Here is a 664-nt window from a genome sequence, read left to right as displayed (position 1 = left end):
GAAAATATCGATAAATGATCTAAAAAATGAGCGTCAATGGCGTTCTGCAACCGGACTTAATAAGGAAAGATATATTAAGTTGTTAAAATTATTTGATTCTTCATATCAAAATACTTTTGGTTGTACACTTCCAGAAAGACAAGCACAGAGTCCTATGGATACAGTCATTACTTCAATTGAGGATCTACTATTTTTTACTCTTTTTAGTTTAAAATGTGGATTGACGTTTGATCTCCTTGGCTTGGTAACAGGGATGGATGGATCGACAGCAAACCGCAACAAGGTATTGGGTGTAAGTATTTTGCAATCAGCACTTTATAATAATGGCTATGCACCTGCACGTTCATTTGACACAATCGAAGAATTTGAAAAGTATTTTAAAGAGCATAGTGCTGTGATGATTGATGCTACTGAAATTCCTATTCAAAGACCAATAAATGAGTATGATCAAAAGGCAAACTATTCCGGCAAAAAAAAAGACATACAATAAAAAATATGGTAATTACAGGTTTATCAAAAAATATTCTTTTTTTGAGTAAATACTGGGCTGGAAAAACACATGATTATACAATTTTAAAAGAAGAGTTATCTCCATTACTTAATTGGTTTAAGAATTTGGACGTATATTTAGACTTAGGGTATTTAGGATTTGCAAAAGATTATT

Annotated in this window: 1 protein-coding gene; it reads left to right on the top strand. The window is 31.6% G+C overall.

Annotation, left to right across the window (positions count from 1 at the left end):
- On the top strand, positions 1-490 hold a 490-nt coding region (locus EZE20_RS24235), incomplete at its 5' end, for a helix-turn-helix domain-containing protein (RefSeq protein ID WP_199879951.1).
- Positions 491-664 lie beyond the last annotated feature (174 nt).

The sequence above is a fragment of the Arundinibacter roseus genome, assembly GCF_004348825.1.
GTDB classification, from domain to species: domain Bacteria; phylum Bacteroidota; class Bacteroidia; order Cytophagales; family Spirosomataceae; genus Arundinibacter; species Arundinibacter roseus.
Note: the sequence above shows the minus strand (reverse complement) of the source record. Positions and strands in the feature narration are given on the sequence as shown.